The sequence below is a fragment of the Ruegeria sp. YKSE079 genome, from assembly GCF_059612845.1.
Genome location: NZ_JBXWRJ010000021.1, coordinates 44,324 through 60,753, shown reverse-complemented (window position 1 = coordinate 60,753; position 16,430 = coordinate 44,324). Strand labels below are relative to the sequence as shown.

General features: G+C 58.9%; 14 protein-coding genes. 6 read left to right on the top strand and 8 right to left on the bottom strand.

Translation table 11 applies throughout. From position 1 onward, the window contains the following. Nucleotides 1-35 precede the first annotated feature (35 nt). Genes AC2FMY_RS17690 through AC2FMY_RS17680 form a run of 3 tightly spaced genes read right to left on the bottom strand, consistent with a single transcriptional unit; the run spans nt 36 to nt 4,450 of the window. The gene (locus tag AC2FMY_RS17690; protein ID WP_496807818.1) at nt 36-1,070 is read right to left on the bottom strand and encodes an ACP S-malonyltransferase; all 1,035 of its coding nucleotides are present in this window, start codon (nt 1,068-1,070) and stop codon (nt 36-38) included. Beyond that, complete coding sequence (locus AC2FMY_RS17685) at nt 1,067-3,259, bottom strand: dehydrogenase E1 component subunit alpha/beta (RefSeq protein ID WP_496745320.1); 2,193 nt, start codon at nt 3,257-3,259, stop codon at nt 1,067-1,069. Before AC2FMY_RS17685 ends, AC2FMY_RS17690 begins: the two co-directional genes overlap by 4 nt. A gap of 24 nt (nt 3,260-3,283) precedes the next feature. Continuing rightward, nucleotides 3,284-4,450 (bottom strand): pyridoxal phosphate-dependent aminotransferase, encoded by a 1,167-nt coding sequence (locus AC2FMY_RS17680; RefSeq protein WP_496807817.1) that lies wholly within the window; start codon nt 4,448-4,450, stop codon nt 3,284-3,286. A gap of 98 nt (nt 4,451-4,548) precedes the next feature. On the opposite strand from AC2FMY_RS17680, the gene AC2FMY_RS17675 reads away from it, so the two are divergent. Next, nucleotides 4,549-5,445, top strand: coding sequence for a LysR substrate-binding domain-containing protein (locus AC2FMY_RS17675; RefSeq protein WP_480751543.1), 897 nt, complete (start codon nt 4,549-4,551; stop codon nt 5,443-5,445). 123 nt (nt 5,446-5,568) lie between these two features. On the opposite strand, the gene AC2FMY_RS17670 is transcribed toward AC2FMY_RS17675, so the two are convergent. The 4 genes from AC2FMY_RS17670 to AC2FMY_RS17655 all read right to left on the bottom strand — a co-directional run bounded on the left by AC2FMY_RS17670 (nt 5,569) and on the right by AC2FMY_RS17655 (nt 11,216). Then, nucleotides 5,569-6,726: an acyl-CoA dehydrogenase family protein gene (locus tag AC2FMY_RS17670; RefSeq protein ID WP_480751542.1), complete on the bottom strand. Its 1,158-nt coding sequence runs from the start codon at nt 6,724-6,726 to the stop codon at nt 5,569-5,571. A gap of 106 nt (nt 6,727-6,832) precedes the next feature. Next, nucleotides 6,833-7,624 (bottom strand): TIGR03084 family metal-binding protein, encoded by a 792-nt coding sequence (locus AC2FMY_RS17665; RefSeq protein WP_496807816.1) that lies wholly within the window; start codon nt 7,622-7,624, stop codon nt 6,833-6,835. Further along, a complete protein-coding gene (locus tag AC2FMY_RS17660) occupies nt 7,624-9,594 on the bottom strand; it encodes an acetyl/propionyl/methylcrotonyl-CoA carboxylase subunit alpha (RefSeq protein WP_496745315.1) in 1,971 nt (656 codons plus the stop codon). The genes AC2FMY_RS17665 and AC2FMY_RS17660 overlap by 1 nt, the downstream gene beginning before the upstream one ends. A gap of 2 nt (nt 9,595-9,596) precedes the next feature. Then, on the bottom strand, nt 9,597-11,216 hold the full coding sequence (locus tag AC2FMY_RS17655; protein ID WP_496745313.1) for an acyl-CoA carboxylase subunit beta: 1,620 nt from the start codon (nt 11,214-11,216) through the stop codon (nt 9,597-9,599). A gap of 208 nt (nt 11,217-11,424) precedes the next feature. On the opposite strand from AC2FMY_RS17655, the gene AC2FMY_RS17650 reads away from it, so the two are divergent. Further along, complete coding sequence (locus tag AC2FMY_RS17650) at nt 11,425-12,561, top strand: acyl-CoA dehydrogenase family protein (protein WP_496807815.1); 1,137 nt, start codon at nt 11,425-11,427, stop codon at nt 12,559-12,561. 11 nt (nt 12,562-12,572) lie between these two features. Here AC2FMY_RS17650 and AC2FMY_RS17645 read toward each other — a convergent pair whose 3' ends face one another. Beyond that, nucleotides 12,573-13,136 carry a TetR/AcrR family transcriptional regulator gene (locus tag AC2FMY_RS17645; protein ID WP_480751534.1) on the bottom strand — a complete coding sequence of 188 codons (564 nt, stop codon included), beginning with the start codon at nt 13,134-13,136 and terminating at the stop codon, nt 12,573-12,575. Between the two features lie 304 nt (nt 13,137-13,440). Here AC2FMY_RS17645 and AC2FMY_RS17640 point away from each other — a divergent pair, with 304 nt between their 5' ends. Genes AC2FMY_RS17640 through AC2FMY_RS17625 form a run of 4 tightly spaced genes read left to right on the top strand, consistent with a single transcriptional unit; the run spans nt 13,441 to nt 16,425 of the window. Next, nucleotides 13,441-13,905: a nuclear transport factor 2 family protein gene (locus tag AC2FMY_RS17640; RefSeq protein WP_480751533.1), complete on the top strand. Its 465-nt coding sequence runs from the start codon at nt 13,441-13,443 to the stop codon at nt 13,903-13,905. A 10-nt stretch (nt 13,906-13,915) separates the two neighbouring features. Further along, nucleotides 13,916-14,542: a pyridoxamine 5'-phosphate oxidase family protein gene (locus AC2FMY_RS17635; protein WP_496745308.1), complete on the top strand. Its 627-nt coding sequence runs from the start codon at nt 13,916-13,918 to the stop codon at nt 14,540-14,542. A gap of 51 nt (nt 14,543-14,593) precedes the next feature. Beyond that, complete coding sequence (locus AC2FMY_RS17630; protein WP_496745307.1) at nt 14,594-15,538, top strand: alpha/beta fold hydrolase; 945 nt, start codon at nt 14,594-14,596, stop codon at nt 15,536-15,538. A gap of 53 nt (nt 15,539-15,591) precedes the next feature. Further along, on the top strand, nt 15,592-16,425 hold the full coding sequence (locus AC2FMY_RS17625; RefSeq protein ID WP_480751528.1) for a PhzF family phenazine biosynthesis protein: 834 nt from the start codon (nt 15,592-15,594) through the stop codon (nt 16,423-16,425). Nucleotides 16,426-16,430: the final 5 nt, after the last annotated feature.

Sequence of the window (16,430 nt, the reverse complement as noted above, 5' to 3'; positions counted from 1 at the left end):
GTTCGGATATCGCAACCGAAACAATTTTCCGGCAGTCAGTCGATGACAAGAGTCCTTTGATCCTCGCGGCCCATCGAGATCAGCATGGGGGTTTCCTCCTGCCGTGCCTGAAAATCCGCTTTGCCCGCCATACCGCGCCAGTTTGCCAGCACCAGCGACTGCGCAACCGCCCCGCCCAGCGTTGCCCCAGGCCCGGTGACGATGAAGAGATCCGGAGCGAATTCGCGCGCTGCCGTCTGCACGGCACGCGTAAAGTCATAAGGTTCGGTCACCTGATGGCCCAGTGTATAGCCCCACAAAGCACTGGTATCGGTCGCCCCCGGCCACCAGATCTTACCCCGCCCGTCGATCAGCGGGCGGTCAGGCTGGCGGAACATACCTGCTGCCAGGCGGTTACGCCCCTCGGCCGCGACCGGCGCTTGCAGACGGGTGTGAAAGGCCGCGTGGTTCGACAGGCGCATCGGAAACCGTTCGTGCACCATCGGAACCGTGGCCTCAAAAGCCGCCAACCCTGCCTCGTTACCTGCCAGCACAAGCATCCCGCCCAGATCAATGGAAAGCGCCAGGTCCTGCCCGCCGACCCTGTCGATGCGTGAGACCTGCGCGAGCAACTCTGCCTTGCGTTCAGGATCGTTTACCCAGTCCTCTCCGTTGAAAGGATAAACCAGTTGCCCGCCTAATAAGCGTTCCTGCATCAAAGTGCCCATGGTGTTGACCACCCGGAACCCGTCATCGGCACTAAGTGCTCCTGCGACAGCCAGAGCAATATACCAACCCATCGAGTTTCCGGTCACAGCCAACACTTCGATATCCCCGGCCAATGCCTTCGCGTCTGCCAGCGAGGCCGCATAAATCAGGGGTGAGGCAACATCACCACGAGAGTATTTGCCCACTGTGTAACGCGCGGCACTATCCAGTGCCGTTACCGCCTCTTGCCCGGCCTCTGCTCGGATGATGTCGAAGCCGCGAAACATTTCCATCCGGGCACCGTGGTGGCGATGCAAATAGCCAAGCTCGGGCTTGTTGTAAGTACCCCGACCGGGGCAGATCACGACGGCAGTACGGGTCATTTGCGGGCTCCGGTCAGATTCAGGGCAGCAGCAGCAATGCCGTCTTTCGACGGCAAGGGCGCAGAATAGGCCGGACCGGTCGCGATGAAACAATCCTCAGCCACGACGCGAGCAGTCGGAACGGAACCGATTTCCTCACTGAAGAATGTCATCAACCCCTCGGACTGGCTGCCTGTGCGGCGGCACTCGTCGACGATCAGGACGTGCTTACAACCCTTTGTCGCCTCGCGCAGCGCGTCGGTCGGCATCGGCGCCAGCCAGCGCATGTCGATGATCCGGGTCTTCACCCCCGCTGCCTGCAATTCGGGCAGAGCTTGTTTCGACAGGTAATGCCCGTTGCCATAGGTCACGACAGCCAGGTCGGTGCCGTCACCATGCACGCCGACCTCGCCCAATCTGATCCGTTGGTCGGGCGAAGGATAGGTGGTCATCCACCTCCCATCCTGTCCTTCGTGCAGGTCGCGCATCGGATAAAGCGCGATGGGTTCCAGGAAAACGACCACCCGCTGCTCTTCCCGCGCTAGCCGTACGCACTCGCGCAGCATCCGTGCCGCATCCGCCCCTGTCGATGGGCAGGCAATGATCACTCCGGGAATATCCCGCAGGACGGCAAGCGAGTTGTCATTGTGGAAATGCCCGCCAAAACCTTTCTGATACCCCAGCCCGGCGATGCGCAGCACCATCGGGTTGGTGAATTGTCCATTCGAGAAGAATGGCAATGTTGCGGCCTCGCCCCGGATCTGGTCCTCGGCATTGTGGAGATAGGCCAGGAACTGGATTTCCGGGATCGGAATGAAACCGTTGTGCCCCATACCGATGGCCAGCCCCAGAATGGACTGTTCATCCAGCAATGTGTCGATCACCCGATCGGAACCGAACCGCTGTTGCAGCTTCTGCGTGACGCCATAAACGCCACCCTTGCGCCCCACATCTTCGCCCATACAGACGATCTCACCGTGTTCCAGCATCAGGTCCGTCAGCGCCCAGTTGATCAGACGGCTCATCGGCTGCGGATCGCCCAGCGCACGCATGTCGCCACCGAATGCGGCGGCGCGGGCTTCGGCGCTGGGCCCGTTGGTAGGTTTGCAGGCGCGCTTGGGCGGGATCAAACTGGCCACTACCTCGGTCGCATTGGCCAGATGCGGACGGCTGGCGGCCTCCGCAGCGATGCGATCTGTACGGGCGCAGGTCTCTTCATAGATCTTCAGCGCCTGATCGGGCGACAGCGCCCCGGCCTGATCCAGCAGTCGCACCGTGTGCAACAGCGGATCATTGGCCTCGTCCGCCTCGACCTCAGCCTTGCCCAGATAAGTTGTCGGCACATCTGCGCCCGCATGGCCGTAAAGGCGCACGGTCTTGAGATGCAGAAACGCCGGCTTTCGCCGCGAGCGCACATAATTGGCGGCTTCAAGGGCAACCGCATAGGTCTCAAAAATATCGAGCCCGTTGGCCTGAAAATACCTGATCCCCGGTCGATGCTCCATCGACGCCTGAATCCAGCCCTTGGGTGTCCTGGTCGAGATACCGATACCGTTGTCCTCGCACACGAACAATAGCGGTAGCGGAGTCGATTGCACACTGGTCCACCCGGCCGTGTTGATTGCCCCCTGAGCCGTCGAGTGGTTGGCCGAGGCATCGCCGAAAGAACACATGGCAATCCCGTCCTCGGGCAGTTGACGGTGTTCCGGATCATGCCTGCGCGCGGCCCCCAGACTATAGGCGGCACCTACTGCCTTGGGCAGATGGCTGGCGATGGTCGAGGTCTGCGGCGGGATCATCAACGCCTTTGATCCCAGTACCTTGTGCCGTCCGCCAGAGGTCGGATCTTCCTTGGAGCAGGCAAAGCTCAGCAGCATGTCCCAGGCGATCTGCTGGCCGGGCACCTGCTCGGCGCGGGCAATTTGAAAGGCCGCATCGCGATAGTGCAGAAAAGCGATATCTGTTGGACGCAGGGCATGAGCCACTGCTGCCATCCCCTCATGACCCGACGAGCCGATGGTATAAAACCCCTGCCCCGACTTCTGCATCGCCCGGCTAGTCCGGTCAAGCGCGCGGCTGAGCACCTGAGACCGGAACAGCGAGACCGCGTCGGTCCCGTTCAGCCCCGGCCGCGGCAGTGCTCCGGCAGGCAGGTCGCGTTTGGCAACACGGGTTAGGAAATTGTCGTGAACGATTTGGGCGCGGTCCATGGCTCGGTCTTTTTTCAGGTCTTGTTACAGTGCTTCGACGGCGCGGGCGATACGTGCAAGCCCTTCGGTCAGGCTGTCTGTTGCATAGGCGAAAGACAGGCGCAAATGCCCAGGCATCCCGAAGGCGCGCCCCGGCACCAGCGCAACGCCCACCTCGTCCAGAAGATAACTGCAGAACTCATGATCCACAGGCATTTTGAAGGGTGTCTTCGGAAAGACATAGAACGCCCCATCTGGTTTGGCGCAGGCCAGACCGGCCGCGTTCAGTCCGGAAACCACAAGGTCGCGGCGCGCCTGCATCTCGGCCCGGCGTTCCGTCAGCAACTCTTGTGGCCCTGTGATCGCCACCAGCGCCGCGGCCTGCGCAATCGAACAAGCACCCGACGTGATTTGCCCCTGCACCGCCACCATCGCCTTGATCAGTGGTGCCGGGCCGATGCCCCAGCCAATGCGCCAGCCGGTCATGGAATAGGCTTTGGACACGCCGTTCACGGTCAACGTGCGGCCAGCCAGCGACGGCACCGCCTGCACGAAAGGAGTGAAGGGAACGTACGAGAGATGCTGATAGATTTCGTCGGAGATCACCCAGACATTGGGATGCCGTTCCAACACCGCGCCCAGCGCCTGCAACTCTCCCTCGGAATAAACCGCGCCGGTCGGGTTCGAAGGGGTATTCAGCAACACCCAGCGGGTGCGCGGGGTTATCGCCGCCTCCAACTGCTCAGGCGTCAACTTAAATCCCTGCTCACCGGGGCAATCCAGAACCACCGGCATCCCGCCCGCCAATTTCACCATATCGGCATAGCTGGTCCAGAAAGGTGCCGTGGTGATAACCTCGTCGCCTGAATCGAGTGTGGCCAGAAACGCACCCGCCAGCACTTGTTTGGCGCCAGTGGAAACAATCACATTGGCGGCCTCGGCTTCAGCTTCTGCGGCGATGGCCGCGCGCAACGAAGGTGTTCCGGCAGTGGCGGGATAACGGGTCTGCCCTTCCAGTGCTGCGCGATGAGCGGCTTCGACCACATGGGCCGGTGTCGGGAAGTCTGGCTCCCCCGTACTCAGCGCAATCACATCAACGCCCTGCGTCCGCAGGCGCGCGGCATGTTCCGAAATCTGAACGATTTCTGACAGTTCGACCCCATCAAGCCGTCCGGCGCGCTGAAACCCTGAAGAATTGTTCTGATAAGTCATGCCAATTCACCTTCGATACTTGCGATTCTTGCCTTTCTCCGCCTATTCAGCGCAAAAATCCAATGATATTCCATTTCAAAGGCATGAGGGAAAGTCATATGATTGCACCACGACGGTTTTTGCCTTCGATCTCTTCGCTTTTGGCCCTGGAAGCCGTGGATCGTTTAGGAAGCGCGTCAGCTGCCGCAGACGAGTTGTCGCTGACACAAAGCGCTATCAGCCGTCAGTTGAAAGCCGTAGAGGAACAATTGGGCGTCAACCTGATCCAGCGCAATCAAATGCGTCTGCAACTGACGCCAGCCGCAAGAGAATATGTACAAACTGCGCGCGGCGCGCTGCATCAACTGGCGCAAGCCTCGCTCAAGCTCAAGGCCAACCCCACCGGTGGCTCGCTGCATCTTTCGATCCTGCCAGCGTTCGGAATGCATTGGTTGGCACCTCGCCTTCAGGATTTCGCACGGCAGCACCCGGAAGTTTCGGTGAACCTGAATACGCGGCTGAAACCATTCGATTTCGCGGTGGAACCATTTGATGCTGCCATTCATTTCGGGCGTCAGGATTGGGCCGGGGTCAGCTACCTCAGGATCATGCGTGAAGAAGTCCTGCCAGTCTGCGCGCCTCATTTACGGCCCGATGACTCCACCGCCGATTGGCTGCTGAATGCACCCTTGCTGCATCTGGATACGCGTCCGGACGCATGGGAGCGCTGGTTCGAAGCTCAGAACACTAAGGCAAGCGGTCTCAAGGGAATGTTGTTCGATCAGTTTTCGACAATGATACAGGCAACCATTCACGGGTTGGGTGTGGCCTTGCTGCCCAGCTATCTGGTGGCTCAGGACATCGAAAATGGCAGGCTGGTCCCTGCCTTCGACGCCCCCCGCGTCAGTCTTGGTGACTATTATCTGGTCTGGCCGCAGAACAAGGCCGCATCGGCACCGTTGAAGTCATTCCGGAACTGGCTTGAAGCTCAACTTCTGCCCCGAAAACACGGCTAAGTGCGGGCAGAAATCCCGCTTCTTTCTGGTGATAAATTCTCCAGGGAGTATGAGGGACAGCGTCCCTCATCCAGAATAAGCCGAGAGCGCTGAAGGTGCTCCGTTAAACAACCTCCGTCGGGACTAGACGTCAATCGACCGGGCGATGAGTTCCTTCATCACCTCGTTGGTTCCGCCATAGATCATTTGCACCCGCGCATCGGCGTAGAGCCGCGCAATGGGATATTCCATCATGAAACCGTAGCCTCCGAAAAGCTGCAGGCATTCGTGCATGATTTCGTTCTGCACCTCGGAGCCCCAGTATTTCACCATCGAGGCAGTGGCGGCATCCAGCTCTCCGCGGTCCAGCTTGGCGATGCAGTCGTTGACGAAACTGCGTAGCACCTCGGCCTTGGTCTTGCATTCGGCCAGCTTGAAACGGGTGTTCTGGAAATCCATGACGCGTTGACCGAAGGCCTTGCGCTCCTGCACGTATTTCACGGTCTCGGCGAGGGCGAAATCGATGGCGCCCAGCGCCATGATGCCGATGGTCAGGCGTTCCCACGGCAGTTGCTTCATCAATTGATAAAAGCCCTGCCCCTCCTCCGGGCCGATCAGGTTGGTCATCGGCACTTTGACGTCTTCAAAGAACAGCTCGGCTGTGTCGTTGGCCTTCATCCCCAGCTTCTTGAGATTGCGCCCACGCCGGAATCCACCCGCCCCGTCGGTTTCGACTGCGATCAGCGACACGCCCTTGGCGCCTTGGTTCCTGTCGGTCTTGGCAACTACGATCACCAGGTCGGCCGTCTGGCCATTTGTAATGAAAATTTTGGAACCGTTGATGCGATAGGAGTTTCCGTCCCTATCGGCTGTGGTACGAACCGCTTGCAAATCAGAGCCTGTGCCTGGTTCGGTCATGGCGATGGCACCCACCATTTCGCCCGAGGCAAGCTTGGGCAGCCATTTCTGTTTCTGATCCTCACTGCCATAGGCGGTGATGTAGTGGGTCACGATCGACTGGATACCATAGCCCCAACCCGCATCCCCGCGTGAGGTCTGTTCATAGATGGTGACAGCATCGAACCCCATACCGCCGCCGACGCCGCCATACTCTTCGGGAATGGCGCCCGCCATCAGGCCGGTAGCGCCCGCTTTCCGCCAGAACTCACGGTCCACTACACCGTTGTCAACCCAGGTTTCGATATTGGGCGCAAGCTCGGCGTCCAGAAACCGCCCCGCCATTTCGGCGAACATGCGGTGTTCGTCAGTGACCCAACTGGCTGTGCTGGTAAACAGAGTCATTCCTGCTCCTCCGATCCGAGTTTTCCGACACGCTATCCGTACGACCGCATCCCGCCAACTGTGGTGACGCCGCGTCTTGAACGTCGCAACGCAACGTCTCTGGCGCTCAGGTCGTATTTCGACGGCGCAGGCCTGGAGGCGGGGGCGTTTCGGGTCCGCCTGCAAAGCACTGTGCGATGCACATCCACTCCTGCGCAACCGCCCCCTCGACGCGAAGGCTGGTGTCCGCGATATTGCGGGTTTGGGTGACGACCTGCGAGAACTCCACCGCCGAGCCGGTTATTCTGTTCTCACTGCTGTCGCCAAATTCCCAAACTGCGCCGGACGGCGCGGTCAGTTCCAAACGCGGCATGACATTTGGCACCTCGTGCCCATGTACTTTATAGGCCCAACCAAAAGTGTTGACCCCAAGGATCACGATATTCCTGATCCTGTCCGTTTCCTGCCGCCGGGCGCCAAGAATGTCGAATACCGCCTGTCCATGCGCCCATGTTTCCATCTGCCGCGCGGTGATCGAAGAGCGGACAGACATATCGGGTCCGACCCATTTCAACCGCTGCTTGGGATCAAGCTCAGCCCAACGCACACCCATGTCGCGGTAGAGTGTGCGCCACGCAGCGCGCAGCTCCTCTCTTCTCTCGGGGACCATCGCGTTTTCCGTGGCCCGGAACCCCGCTGTCTCGATCCCGGCCAAAGTTTCGGCAACACGGGCCTGAAACGCGTCCTGATCCCGCAAGGATAGATCGGCCATACCGTTCCAGAAATGCAGGTGAACCAGCACATCGTTCAGCGTCCATTCCTTGAACTGGGTAACGATGTCCCATTGATCGCCCGACACATCCGTCAGAACCTTGTCCAGCACCTCGCTTTCTTCCAGAAAATCCCCTGCCTGCTCCATCATTTTTCCTCTTCGATCTCAAACATCAGATCACCGGCGGACACTTGTTGTCCCGCCACAATGTGCACCCGAACCACGCACCCATCCTGCGGGGCCAGGATCTGGTGCTGCATTTTCATCGCCTCAAGCACCGCCAGCGTCTGTCCCTTGCGCACTTTCGCGCCCGCACTCACGCTTAGAATTTGCACTAGCCCCGGCATCGGAGCGGTGATACCTCCCCCATCTGATCCCTCCTCTTCGGCATGCCCTGCCCGTTGCAGGCGCAGCGTAAGCCGGTCACCCCCCATCGCCAGCATCACCTCGCCATCGGCGACGTGGGCCACCGCCCGTATCTGGTCGTCGTTAATTCGGGCTACGACCTCGGGGCCGTTACATTCCAGTTCCACGTCGAAGGTCTGGCCATCCACCGCAATCCTCCAGCCTCCCGGATTGGAGGTTACAGAAAACTCTACCAGCGCACCGGACAGAAGTGCGGAAAGCTTGCGGGGCGGAATCCGAGTGTTCGACCATCCCAATTGATCCGGCGCAACAAAACCGGCGCGTGCAAGAGCAAGTGCCCGCGCGTCTTCGAGTAGCAGCGCAACGGCCAGGGCGATCTGTCCGGAAGCTTGGGGGGCGGAGTTCTGTGCGACAGTGCTGCCGTTCAAGAAGGCCGTCGTTGCTTTGCCCTGAACGAAATCCGGTTCGCTCAGGATGTCCGTCAGTAATCCCGCATTTGTCACGGTTCCCAATAAGACGGTATCTTGCAGGGCACGGATCAACCTCGCTCTTGCGACCTCACGTGTGGGTCCATGGGCAACGATCTTGGCCAACAGCGGATCGTAGTGAGGAGTGATCGACTGCCCTTGGGCAATCCCGGCATCCACGCGAATCCCGGGTCCACTTGCAGGACGCCACAGATGAACCGGGCCTGTTGCCGGGAGAAACCCGTTGCCGGGGTCTTCGGCATAGAGACGTGCCTCGATCGCGTGACCGTTCAGGGTCACATCACTCTGACCCATTGCCAGAGGGACACCCTGCGCCACGGTTATTTGCATGGCTACCAGATCAAGGCCGTTGATCATTTCGGTCACCGGATGCTCGACTTGCAGCCGGGTGTTCATTTCGAGAAAATGGAACTCACCCTCGGCATCAAGCAGGAATTCCACTGTACCCGCGCCCAGGTAATCAACAGCGCGCGCGGCTTCGACGGCGGCGGCCCCCATGCGGTCCCTCAGATCCGGTGTCATCACCGGGCATGGGGCCTCTTCGATGATCTTCTGATGCCGCCTCTGAATCGAACAGTCGCGCTCGCCAAGGTGAATAACGTTACCATCGCCGTCGGCAAAAATCTGAAACTCGACGTGGCGCGGAGCGATAATGGCTTTTTCCAAGATCAACTCTTGCGAGCCAAAGGCATTCGCAGCCTCGGATCTGGCCCGCGCCAGAGCATTTTCCAGTTCCACGGGAGCGTTGACCAACCGCATGCCGCGCCCACCACCGCCAGCCGCCGCCTTGATCATCAGTGGATAGCCTATCCCCTCCGCTGCCTTTGCAAACGCAGCGTCCGATTGGTCCCCACCTTCGTAGCCGGGCACGCAGGGCACGCCGGCCGCTCTCATCAGGCGCTTGGCCTCGGCCTTGTTGCCCATTGCCCGGATGGCTTCCGGACCGGGGCCGATGAATGTCAACCCAGCCTTGGCCACAGCTTCGGCGAACTCGGCGTTTTCGGAGAGAAACCCGTATCCGGGGTGGATCGCCCCGGCGTTGGCCCGTTTTGCCGCGTCCAGGATTTTTCGCGCACACAAATAGCTGTCTGCAACCGGCCCTTCACCGATCCAGATGGAATGATCGGCCAGTTGCAAATGTGGAGAGGCGGCATCGGCGCTGGTGAATACGGCAACGGTCCGCAAACCCAGATCACGCGCCGTGCGGATCACGCGCGCGGCAATCTCGCCCCGGTTGGCGACAAGTATCGTGTCGAAAACCATGCTCAAAACCTCGCCACGCCATATGCTCCGGGTTTGACCTTGCGCGCGCGTCCTTCCAGGCAGGTTTCCAGACAGAAACCCAGCACGCGGCGGGTGTCGCGCGGGTCAATGACACCATGGTCAAGGCACCGCCCCGAGGTATAGAATGCTCCTGCCTGACGGTCGAAATGCGCGGCAATCAGCGCGCTTTGCTTTTCCATCTGCGCTTCATCCACTTCCTCGCCCTTGCGTCTGGCCCCAGCGCGGGCCACAATTGCCATTGTGGCGGCCGCCTGTTCGCCACCCATGACGCCGGTTGTGGCGTTGGGCCAGGCAAACAGGAAATCGGGCTCGTAAGCAAACCCCGACATTCCATAATTTCCGGCACCGAAACTCGCCCCAATATAGAGTGTGATACGCGGCACATCGACCGAAGTTACCGCCTGTATCATCTTGGCGCCGTGTTTGATCATCCCCGCCTGCTCGTATTCGGTGCCAACCATGTAGCCGGTTGTGTTGTTCAGAAAAATGATTGGAATATCGGACTGACCGCACAGCTGAATGAATTGCGCGGCCTTGGTTGCACCTGCCGGATCGATCGGACCGTTGTTGCCGATGATACCCACCGAAATGCCGTTGATCGCCGCCTGAAGACAAACAGTCGAGGCACCGTAGCGCGGCTTGAAATCTTGAAAGTCCGAGCTGTCGACGATGCGCGCCGCCACCTCGCGCATATCATAGGGAACACGGTAGTCGATTGGCACTAGCCCGGCGATATCGCCGATGTCGTATTTAGGTTGCGCGATCTCGCGCGCCCGTGGCTGGAGAAGAGATTTGTTCCAGTCCAAGCGGCGCACGACATCGCGCGCGATTTCGATCCCATGTGCGTCGTCCTCGGCCAGATATTCGACCAGACCGCTGGTCTGCGCATGCATTTCAGAGCCGCCAAGATCACGGTCATTGGCCTTTTCACCGGTCGCGGCATGCACCAAAGCTACTCCGGCAAGAGCCGCCATGCCGTTCTTTTTGACGCCAATCACATAATCTGCCAGCCCAGGCATATAGGCCCCGCCCGCAGTCGAAGGACCGTGCAGAACCGCCAGATTGGGCAGACCTGCCGTCGAAAGCCGCGCCAGATTGCGGAACAGCTTGCCGCCATTGGCCCACAGTTCAACCCGGTATTCCATCAGGTTTGCCCCGGCGCTTTCCACCAGATGCACGAAGGGGAGTTTTTGTTTCAACGCGATTTCCTGCGCCGACAAAAAGGCCGCAGCCGTCATCTCGACCATTGCGCCTGCCTTGATGCCGCTGTCATCAACAACGATCATGCATCGCACCCCCGAGACAAAACCGATTCCGGCAATGACCGATGCGCCGGGCACGGATTTTGTCGGATCATCCGTGTCCACCAGATATCCGGCCAGACTGTGCAACTGCAAAAACGGCATGCCCGGATCTAGCAGAGCAGCCATCCTGTCTCGCGGGGTCAGTTGGCCGCGCTCGGCCATTCTGTCGCGCCGCTGTTCGGATAGGGCAACGGCGCGGGCTTCGAGCGTGCGCAACTCATCCACCATCGCCAGCATATCTGCCCGATTTCGGGCGAATGTTTCGCTGTCGCGTTCAACCCGGCTGATGAAAGCCATGGCGCCCCTCCGTTGACAACGTGCGACCGATCCGGCGTCGCGCGACATTCTTGCAGCTTTGCCGCGGGCCGCGCTTTTCAGATCGCCCGCTGTGTTTTTAGGTTGCCGCCATGCACGCAAGCGGTCAACGGGCGGCGATGGATTGCGACGCCACGGAACATGCCCGCACCCCGGGGAAGAAGATACCTTGACCTGCCTTTCGCCCTTCATGACGCCCGAACGCGAGGCGTATCGCGCCAATCTCGCACGGTTTTTTGACAGCGAAGTCAGACCTTTCGTCGATCAGTGGGAAGCGAAACGGGCAGTCCCGTTGGAGTTGCACCAAAAACTGGGGGCTTTGGGTGTATTTGGTTTCGGCATCCCCGAGGAATTTGGCGGGTTGGGTTTTGACGACGCCTTTATGCGCGCCGACTATACCGAACTTGCGTTTGGCTGTGGCGCGTCGGGCGTGGCGGCCGCTGTTGGCGGGCGCATGATTTCGCTGGGACCGATCGTTCAGTTTGCCAGTGAAGAATTCAAGCAGACAGTGGTCCCGGAGATCGTGGCCGGACGGATGAATTCTTCACTGGCAATCACCGAGCCGGGCGGCGGGTCGGACGTGGCAAACCTGAAAATGAAAGCCGAGCGCACGTCGCATGGCTGGGTGCTGAACGGCGCCAAGGCGTTCATAACAGGTGGCATGGACTCACAGTGGTTCGTCGTGGGTGCCCGAACCGGCGGGTCCGGCCTGACCGGAATCTCGTTGTTCCTGATCGAGGCCGACACACCCGGCTTCTCCCGCACACCTCTGGGAGAAAAGATGGGATGGCACTGCTCAGAGCAGGCTATGCTAAATTTCGACAATTGCCTGGTTCCGGCACCGGCCCTGATCGGACCCGAGAACAAGGGCTTTCTCGCGATAATGAGCAACTTCAACCACGAACGCCTTGCCATGGTTGCGGGCAGCTTGGGGATGATGCGGCTGTGTTACAAATCAGCGCTTGAGTGGGCGAGACAACGTCGGACGTTCGGTAAATACCTGATTGAACATCAGGTGATAGCTCACAAATTCGCCGAGATGTCGGCCCGGATCGATATGATCGAAGCCTATCTTGAGCGGATATGCTGGGGCATTAGTCAAGGCCTGATGCCGGCCGCCGAGATTGCCAAGTCCAAGGTGCAGGCGAGCAAAGCACTGGAATTCGTCGCCTCCGAAGCGTTACAGGTTTTCGGCGGGGCCGGGTATATGTCAGGCAACCCGGTCGAACGGGTCTGGCGTGAGGTCAAGGTCATGGCTATAGGTGGCGGTTCAGAGGAGATCATGCGCGATCTTGCTGTGCGCCAAATGAGGTTGAGTGGCGAATAGCTCGGCCCCCGTCACGTCAGCGCGGCCTTCAACAATACCTCGGCCGCATCTTTGGCATCCATCGCGGGCTGACTGGTGTTCAGCAAAACTGAAGACACGATTGCGCCTTCCTTGAGCAACAAAAGCTGGCTTCCCAACTTTTCCGGATTCCGGGCACCTGCTTGGCGGGCCAGATGAACAATGTGATTCAAAATCAGCCGCTTGTGTTCAGCAGCTTGCGCATGGATCGGGTGATCCTTTTCCTGGTACTCGGCCCCAGCCTTGATGAACATGCAACCGCGATAACCGTCTTCTTCGAACCATTCGGCCAGCGCATCAAAGCCCGCAAGAAGTTGTCCGGCAGGCGTATCCGCCAGTTCCTGAATGCGGCGCAGGAACCAGTTTCGAAAATTCTCGTCCCGAAGTCTCAGTGCGGCAAGGATTAACTCTTCCTTTGTGCGGAAGTGCTTGTACATCGAGGTCTTTGAGACTCCGGTTTCCGTCACAAGCTTGTCCATTCCGGTGGCATGAAATCCATCGCGGTAGAAGACCTGCAGCGCTTTTCGGACCAGTTCATCCCGTTTGTTCGGACGCATGATTCGGCTCCATAGTGTACCGAACAGTACATAGTTCCCGAGGACGCAGAAGGCAAATGCTCTGCCAAAACCCTTAGAAATCTGCATTTTAACCACTTCAGCATTCAGGCACAGACACTTTTTTCCGTTTCACACTTGAAATCATTTACTGATCAGTACACTTTGAAGCTTAAGTTTACCGATCAGTACGCACTCGGAGATAAACCATGCGACGCCGCGCCAGTCTGTTTCCCCCTCAACATCTGCCAGTTCTGCTGGCCCTGGCGATACTCGTCGCCACTCTTGCCTGAAAGCGACCTTTCATATGAACCGCCCTCCTCTTCCGCCCTTCACGCTGGAAACCGCCGCGCAAAAGGTGCGAATGGCCGAAAACGCGTGGAACAGCCGCAACCCGGATATCGTGACGCCAGCTTACACCGACGACAGCCAGTGGCGGAACCGAGCCGAGTTCCTGTCCGGTCACGATGTGATCCATGCCTTTCTGGCCCGGAAATGGCATTCGGAACTGGACTATCGTCTGATCAAGGAGCTCTGGGCCTTTTCCGACAACCGTATCGCCGTGCGCTATGCCTATGAATGGCGGAATGACAGCCGGCATTGGTTCCGCTCCTATGGGAACGAGAACTGGGAGTTCGCTCAAGATGGCCGCATGGCACACCGCCACGCATCGCTGAACGATCTACCGATTTCCGAGCAGGATCGCCTGTTCCACTGGCCGCTTGGCCCTCGCCCCGACGATCATCCCGGCTTGTCCGATCTGGGTCTTTGAAAGGAAAGTCATGCCACGCGCCTTTTCCGAACTAACCTTCACACCCACTGTCCGCGCCCAACAGGAGCGGATGGGATCAGCAGCAACTTATGCAAAATTCATCGAAGGTGGCCCGCAGCAGGGTCACCAGATCGGCCCCGCCGAGAAGGCATTCATCGAAGGCCGCGACGGGTTCTATCAGGCGAGCGTATCCGAAACCGGTTGGCCCTATGTCCAGCATCGCGGCGGTCCCGTCGGTTTTTTGAAAGTGCTTGGGCCGACTACAATTGGTTACGCCGATTTTTCCGGCAACAAACAATACATCTCGCGCGGCAATCTGGATGGCAATGACAGGATTGCGATGATCCTGATGGATTACGCCAATCAGCGTCGTCTCAAGATTCTGGGCCGCGTCGAGTTCTCCGAAGGCAAAGCCGCTGCGGCCAGCCTTTTTCCCGAAGGCGCTGATGCGACGGCAGAACGAGCGGTGATCATTCGTGTCGAGGGTTTGGACTGGAATTGCCCTCGTCACATCACACCTCGCTTCACCGAAGAAGAACTACGCCCACATCTCAATGCGCTGGGACAACAACTGGTACAACTTCAGGCCGAAAACCAGCGCCTGAAAGACGAGTTGGCCGACGCTACAAAAGGCTGAGGTCGCTTTCCGGGCGTCGCGCCCATCACCCCAAACCCAAAGGACTGAACCATGAGACGGATTTTTTCAAACACCGCCATGGCGGTGGCCGCTACCGCTTTGCTTGCACTACCTGCGACTGCCGGTCAGACCGGCGCGAATGCGACCGTCTTTAGAACGGAAACAATTGGCGGAATGAAGATTGCTTATCGCGAAGCCGGAGATCCGACGAATCCGACGGTTCTATTGCTGCATGGCTTTCCCACCTCGTCGCACATGTTCCGCAACCTGATTCCCGAACTTTCCGAGAATTATCATGTGATCGCGCCGGACTATCCCGGTTTCGGAGCATCTGACATGCCCGATGCCGCCGAATACGATTACAGTTTTGAAGGCGCTGCACGGATTGTAACCGAATTGTTGAACGCCAAAGGCGTTGACCAGTACTCAGTGTATCTGATGGACTATGGGGCTCCGGTCGGCTTTCGCATGTTCGCGGACGACCCGGAACGGGTGACGGGCTTTATCATTCAGAACGGCAACGCGTACGAAGAGGGGTTGCGCGAGTTCTGGGAACCGATCAAAGCCTATTGGGCAGACCCATCTACGGAAAACGGCGATGCTCTTCGCGCCTTTCTGACAATGGATGCAACCAAATGGCAATTCACTCACGGAACTCAGGATCCCGATGCCATCAGCCCCGACAACTTCTGGCACGTGCAATACCTGCTGGACCGCCCTGGCAATCAGGAAGTGCAGCTTGAGATGTTTCTGGATTACGGCACCAATGTCGGGGAGTACCCGAAATGGCAGGCCCTGTTTCGCGAGCATCAACCGCCCGCGCTTCTGATGTGGGGGAAAAACGACGTGATTTTTCCCGAAGAAGGGGCTCATCCCTATAAGCGCGATTTAAAAGACCTAGAGTTCCACATGCTCAACACCGGCCATTTCGCGCTGGAAGAATATGGGACCGAGATCGCAACCGAGATGAAAGATTTTCTCGCCCGTATCAATTGAGGGCACCTGGTTCTCTGGCTTGCCGGAGAGCCGTTTTTAACGGAGTTAGACCTATGACAACTCATGTCGAACGCATCGCTGCTTTTGCTGATGGTGCCCAAGGCGGCAACCCTGCCGGTGTATTCATCGCCGATGCCCTGCCTCCGGATTCCGAAATGCAGCGAATTGCTGCGGAAGTCGGTTATTCCGAAACTGCTTTTGCAGCCCCTAAGGGAGAAGGTTGGCGGGTTCGCTTTTTCGCTCCGGCAGGGGAGGTCGCATTTTGCGGCCACGCTACGATTGCACTGGGGGCGAACCTGGCGGAACGGTTTGGCGACGGCACCTTTGCGCTGCATCTGAATGACGCACAGATTTCAGTTGAAGGCGCGCGAAGTGAGACGCGGGTACAAGCCGCGCTGATTTCTCCGCCCACCCATAGTCGAGTGGTTGACGTAGAAACCCTGGACTCCGCGTTGGCCTTGTTTGCACTGGATGACGATGATCTGAACCCAACCCTGTCCCCGGCCGTCGCCAATGCGGGCAACGACCACCTGATCCTTGCGCTGAAGGACCGGTCGAAACTTGCACAAATGGACTACGACCTGAACCTAGGTGCAAAATTTATGGAATTGAACGGTTTCACCACGATTAGCCTGCTGTGGCTGGAAACCCCGCGCAGGTTTCACAGCCGTAACGCCTTTGCCGTTGGCGGCGTGCTGGAAGATCCGGCGACAGGCGCGGCGGCGGCGGCGCTGGCAGGTTACCTTAGGGATATCGGCTGGCCACACGGCGGCGCAATTGACATCGTTCAAGGCGAAGACATGGGCGCAAGATCGCTGCTACGTGCCGAAATTGGTGAACAACCCGGAGAAGGTATCAGGGTTTCAGGAACCGCTCGCCGGATCTGAGACCG

Bases quoted from the DNA above. Each gene is read 5' to 3' on its own strand.
- AC2FMY_RS17680 (WP_496807817.1), bottom strand. From the start codon at position 4,450: ATGACTTATCAGAACAATTCTTCAGGGTTTCAGCGCGCCGGACGGCTT.
- AC2FMY_RS17670 (WP_480751542.1), bottom strand. From the start codon at position 6,726: ATGACTCTGTTTACCAGCACAGCCAGTTGGGTCACTGACGAACACCGC.
- AC2FMY_RS17665 (WP_496807816.1), bottom strand. From the start codon at position 7,624: ATGGAGCAGGCAGGGGATTTTCTGGAAGAAAGCGAGGTGCTGGACAAG.
- AC2FMY_RS17625 (WP_480751528.1), top strand. From the start codon at position 15,592: ATGACAACTCATGTCGAACGCATCGCTGCTTTTGCTGATGGTGCCCAA.
- AC2FMY_RS17645 (WP_480751534.1), bottom strand. From the start codon at position 13,136: ATGCGTCCGAACAAACGGGATGAACTGGTCCGAAAAGCGCTGCAGGTC.
- AC2FMY_RS17690 (WP_496807818.1), bottom strand. From the start codon at position 1,070: ATGACCCGTACTGCCGTCGTGATCTGCCCCGGTCGGGGTACTTACAAC.
- AC2FMY_RS17685 (WP_496745320.1), bottom strand. From the start codon at position 3,259: ATGGACCGCGCCCAAATCGTTCACGACAATTTCCTAACCCGTGTTGCC.
- AC2FMY_RS17630 (WP_496745307.1), top strand. From the start codon at position 14,594: ATGAGACGGATTTTTTCAAACACCGCCATGGCGGTGGCCGCTACCGCT.
- AC2FMY_RS17640 (WP_480751533.1), top strand. From the start codon at position 13,441: ATGAACCGCCCTCCTCTTCCGCCCTTCACGCTGGAAACCGCCGCGCAA.
- AC2FMY_RS17660 (WP_496745315.1), bottom strand. From the start codon at position 9,594: ATGGTTTTCGACACGATACTTGTCGCCAACCGGGGCGAGATTGCCGCG.
- AC2FMY_RS17655 (WP_496745313.1), bottom strand. From the start codon at position 11,216: ATGGCTTTCATCAGCCGGGTTGAACGCGACAGCGAAACATTCGCCCGA.
- AC2FMY_RS17650 (WP_496807815.1), top strand. From the start codon at position 11,425: ATGACGCCCGAACGCGAGGCGTATCGCGCCAATCTCGCACGGTTTTTT.
- AC2FMY_RS17635 (WP_496745308.1), top strand. From the start codon at position 13,916: ATGCCACGCGCCTTTTCCGAACTAACCTTCACACCCACTGTCCGCGCC.
- AC2FMY_RS17675 (WP_480751543.1), top strand. From the start codon at position 4,549: ATGATTGCACCACGACGGTTTTTGCCTTCGATCTCTTCGCTTTTGGCC.